Source organism: Psychroflexus aestuariivivens, assembly GCF_004010055.1.
In the GTDB taxonomy this organism is placed as follows: domain Bacteria; phylum Bacteroidota; class Bacteroidia; order Flavobacteriales; family Flavobacteriaceae; genus Psychroflexus; species Psychroflexus aestuariivivens.
Map to the genome: position 1 here is coordinate 1 of NZ_RQVT01000053.1, position 3213 is coordinate 3213.

Here is a 3213-nt window from a genome sequence, read left to right on the forward strand (position 1 = left end):
AGTCAAAAAGCGCATCAAAGTATTTCCAACAGACATCCAGAGGATCACAGGTTTGAGCCTAAGACAATCACAGAGAATACTTAAGCGGTTGAAAGAAATGCATGGTAAAGAAAAAGACCAAATCATCACTACTCATGAACTCGCCGAATACCTCGGCATCAACCTCGAATTAGTCGAAGAATTTATTGAAGATTGAAAGTGAAATATGGTTGAATTTGTTTATATTTAGGGATTGAATATAATTATTTGATAGTAAGGAATAACAAATTCAATTAAATTTTAGGTGTCCAAATTGGGGACAATTTACAGAAAGTTCTTTTAAATATATGGTTATCAGTCGGTTGTGTTTTTGTTAAGAATCCTGCCACCCCGACTTTACTTTTTAGTAAATCTTACTAAATAACACCAAATAGCTGTAAAACAACGTTTTACAGCTATTTTTGTTTGTGCCAATTACTAAATACTACCATATTTTTACATTTAAAAAGTGACCTATTCGGTTACCTCAACGGTTACCACTTTTTTTGTAAAATGCAGTGTATGTAGTATATTTGGAACCAAGTAGAAATTTTGAGGTAGACTTTCCCGTGACCTCTTATAGTGAAAAACTTGTATTGAGATTTTCGATTAACCTGAAAAATCGAAAATTATGCAAACCAATTACACCATTCTAGTTTGGGCTAACAAGTCCAAGAAAAATTCTGAAAACAAGGCACCGATTTATGGAAGACTTACAGTCAACGGAAGACGCGCTGAAATAAGTCTAAATGAAAAAATTGACCTAAAACTATGGGATGCGAAGTTCCATAAAGTCAAAGGCAGTACAAATATTGCCAGACGTATCAATTTAAAAATTGACAAAGCAATATCAAAACTCAACACAATATGTGAAGATATCATCCGTGAAGGCGAATTGCTAACGCCAAGTTTAGCCAAAAGCAAGTACCTTGGAAATCATATCAAACATGAAACTTTAGATCAGCTTATTGAATACCATCAGGAAAAAATGGCTAACTTCTTAAAGCCGGGAACACTCAAAAACTATTACACCACTCGAAAGTATTTAGACAAGTATATCAAAGAAAAACTCAAGACTTCAGACATCTATATTAAGCAGGTCAATTACAAATTTATGATTGACTTCGAAGACTACCTTAGAAATCAGAAAGGACTAAATAATAATGGTGTCATGAAACACCTTGAGAGACTTAAGAAATTGATGAACCTAGCTGAAGATCTAGAATGGATCAAAAAGAATCCAGTTAAACGCTACAAATTAAGATTTGAAGAAGTCAATACGGACTATTTAACAAAAGAAGAACTCAGCAAGCTTATCAACACAGAATTTAAAAAAACGACTCTAAAACAAGTTAAGGATGTATTTTTGTTGATTGGCTTACTCTGACTTAAAAAAACTCTCAGCAGACGAAATTAACATCGGAATCGATGGAAATAAATGGATTTACACAAGACGTAAAAAAACAAATTCAGCAATAAGAATACCGCTATTAAAATTACCCTTAGAAATTATTCAAAAGTATAAGGATCACCCACGAATTAAAGACACCGATCTACTACTTCCAGTCTTTACCAATCAGAAAATGAATCAATATCTAAAGGAAATAGCTACAGAATTGAAATTCAATAAAAAACTGAGTTCTCACGTGGCTAGACATACTTTTGCGACAACGGTAACATTAGCGAACGGTGTCCCAATTGAAAGTGTTTCGAAGCTCCTTGGTCATACCAAAATTTCAACTACACAAATTTATGCCAGAATTATCGACACTAAACTCTCTGATGATTTCAGGAAAATTAAAGAAATCACCAAAACAAACAATGCTAAGATTTCATAATTATTGATATTTCCGCAATATTGGTAAATATTTGTATTTTTGTGTGTATACTAACACATGTAACATATTTTTATCATGAAATATCAAGAAATTATTGCAAAATTCTCATCCGAACTTGAGCTTATTCTTAATAAAAATAACCCACCCCTAATAGAAGCTTCAAATGTGATAAGCGTAGCAAAGCAATATGTGTTTGATCTGAAAACAATTTTTTTTGTTGACAACTTAAACACACTTGAACAACAGAACAGGTATTATAAAGAAATTAAACCAAGCATAACAAAGCACGTGTACTATTACAATAAAGTAAAAAAATTAGAGGTTCATCTTATAGGTGTTTCTGAGAAAAAGAGAGAAAAAATTTTTATGAAGATGACCAAATGCAACGATTATTTTTATGAAAGGCATAAAGATTTCATTTATAATATCACTTACAATCAGGAGTTTGTAAATAAGAATTATTTCATTTCTAACCCAACATCTAAGCTTCTCGAATCTTCATTTCATGAAGACTATTTTTTTGATGATTTTGAATGCATTTACAGCAATATTTTTGCTGAATATCTAGCTGTTGAAAAGTTTAAAACCTACTTAGAAATCAAAAAAAAGCAGAACAACAACCATAAAAAATCAATTAACCAATTAAGTCAAAAAAATAATTGGACAGCGACGTCAACAGATTTTATTGAAATGGCATATGCCCTATATTTAAGTAATTCAATCAACAACGGTGATGCTACAATCAAACAAATTGTCAATGCTTTATCTACAGCCTTTAATGTGAAAGTTCCCCAAGATTTCTATAAAACCATTGATGACATCAAACAACGTAAAGACTTGACAAAATTTATAAATAAACTTGAATTTGCACTAAAAGACAAGGCTTAATCAAACTTTAATGTTAAAATTTCACCCCTTATCCACCCGATATCGGGCGATTTTATTTGAAATGCTACTGATTTTTACCTCTGGAAAGTCTCAATACAAGTATTAATCAAAACTCAAGTTATGCCTACTAACATTGCAACATTAGACGATTTAATGAAAATTAAATCAGAATTAATTGAAGAAATCAAGGTAATCATTGGTGATCTGGATGCCCAACTACATCAAAAACGATGGTTTAGAAACACCGAACTTCAAGAATACCTAAACTTAAGTGCAAGCTCTATTCAGAATTTGAAAAATTCTGGAGAATTACCTTTCTCAAAAGTCAAAGGCACTGTCTTTTATGACATCAATGAAATCAACAAATTGATGAAAAAAAACAAAATCGATTTCAACGACAGTTAAACCATGAACTACATCGAACACCTCAACCAGGCGTTCAGGAAGATTCATGAAGACCACAGGCTAA

Annotated in this window: 5 protein-coding genes; all 5 read left to right on the forward strand. The window is 31.8% G+C overall.

From position 1 onward, the window contains the following. The coding region (locus EIG86_RS14235) for a hypothetical protein (RefSeq protein ID WP_205030474.1) at positions 1-196 on the forward strand (196 nt) is incomplete at its 5' end. 453 nt (positions 197-649) lie between these two features. Further along, positions 650-1405 (forward strand): phage integrase SAM-like domain and Arm DNA-binding domain-containing protein, encoded by a 756-nt coding sequence (locus EIG86_RS14280; RefSeq protein WP_240032214.1) that lies wholly within the window; start codon positions 650-652, stop codon positions 1403-1405. Next, entirely contained in the window at positions 1392-1856 is a 465-nt protein-coding gene (locus tag EIG86_RS14285; protein ID WP_240032215.1) for a site-specific integrase, read from the forward strand. The genes EIG86_RS14280 and EIG86_RS14285 overlap by 14 nt, the downstream gene beginning before the upstream one ends. Positions 1857-1931: 75 nt before the next feature. After that, positions 1932-2744 carry an RteC domain-containing protein gene (locus EIG86_RS11395; protein WP_127846312.1) on the forward strand — a complete coding sequence of 271 codons (813 nt, stop codon included), beginning with the start codon at positions 1932-1934 and terminating at the stop codon, positions 2742-2744. A 120-nt stretch (positions 2745-2864) separates the two neighbouring features. Next, positions 2865-3149, forward strand: a complete 285-nt coding sequence (locus tag EIG86_RS11400) for a helix-turn-helix domain-containing protein (protein ID WP_127846313.1) — start codon at positions 2865-2867, stop codon at positions 3147-3149. Positions 3150-3213 lie beyond the last annotated feature (64 nt).